Annotated in this window: 1 pseudogene; it reads left to right on the top strand. The window is 62.1% G+C overall.

The features are described from left to right. Window positions 1-1,224 (top strand): annotated as a pseudogene (locus MLD24_RS21470) (cadherin-like domain-containing protein); the annotation flags it as partial.

The following is a 1,224-nucleotide window of genomic DNA, read 5'->3' as shown; positions in this document are numbered from 1 at the left end:
AACGATGCCGATGGCATTGCCAACGGTGGTGATGCCGACGACAGCGGCAGCTTTACCATCAGCGTCACGCCCAACCCGCCGGCCATTGGCAATCTGGATGGCGACAGTGTGAATGCCGCCGAAGAAGGTGGTGCGGTGTTCCTGGACACCAGTACCAACGCCACCCTGACGGATGCCGACTCGGCCAACTTCAACGGCGGTACCCTCTCCGTGAGTGTGACCGCCAATGCCGATGCCACCAGCGATGTGCTGTCCGTCAGCACCGATGGTGCGGTCAGCCTGGCCGGCACCACCGCGGGTTCCAATGTGTCGGTGTCTGGGACCGTCATTGGCACATTGGCCAATAACATCGCTGCCGGTAATGATTTTGTGGTGAACCTCAATGCCAATGCGACGCCGGCTCGAACTCAGTCATTGCTGCAAGCGTTGACCTTTGAAGCCACAGGTGAGAACCCCGCAGAATCCACCCGGACAGTACGCGTTACCGTGTCGGACAGCCAGGCCATCGATACCGCGGACGTCAGCGTGGTGGTCACCGCGGTCAACGATGCCCCGCAGCTGGCCGGCTTAATCAGCGACGTCAGCTTCACTGAAGACACCGCCGCCAATCTGGATCTGTCTGCGGCGACGTTGTCCGACGTCGACACCACCGGCAACGTCACCCTGACCTTAACCGCCAGTGCCGGTACCCTCGCCGCCGCCAGCGGTGGCGGTGTGACCGTCGGCGGCAGCACCACCGCCGCCCTGACGCTGACCGGCACCATTGCCGATATTGATACCTACCTCAATGGCGCCAACCTTACCCATACGCCGGCTGAAAACCTGGCCGGCAGCGATGTCGCCACCGTCAGTTTAAGCATTAACGACGGCGGCACGGACACCGCCTTGGGCAGCGTCAACATCGACATTACCCCCGTGAACGACGCGCCTACCGCCGCCGATGATACGGTCAATATCAGCTACAACGGCACTCATACGTTTACCACCGCGGACTTTGGCTTTAGCGACGTTGATACCGGCGATAGCCTGCAATCGGTGCGCATCGAGACCATACCGGCGGACGGCAACCTGACCTTCAATGGCAACGCAGTGGCCAACGGCGACGTCATCGCCGCCACCGACATCACCAACGGCCTGCTGGTGTTCAGTCCCGCCAACGGCGCTTCCGGCAGCGGCTACGCCAGCCTGGTGTTCAGCGTCAATGACGGCACCGAGTTCGCGGCG

This window comes from Marinobacter xestospongiae (genome assembly GCF_023156385.1).
Classification (GTDB): domain Bacteria; phylum Pseudomonadota; class Gammaproteobacteria; order Pseudomonadales; family Oleiphilaceae; genus Marinobacter; species Marinobacter xestospongiae.
The sequence above is the reverse complement of the archived record's forward strand: the minus strand, read 5'-3'. Positions and strand labels throughout refer to the sequence as shown.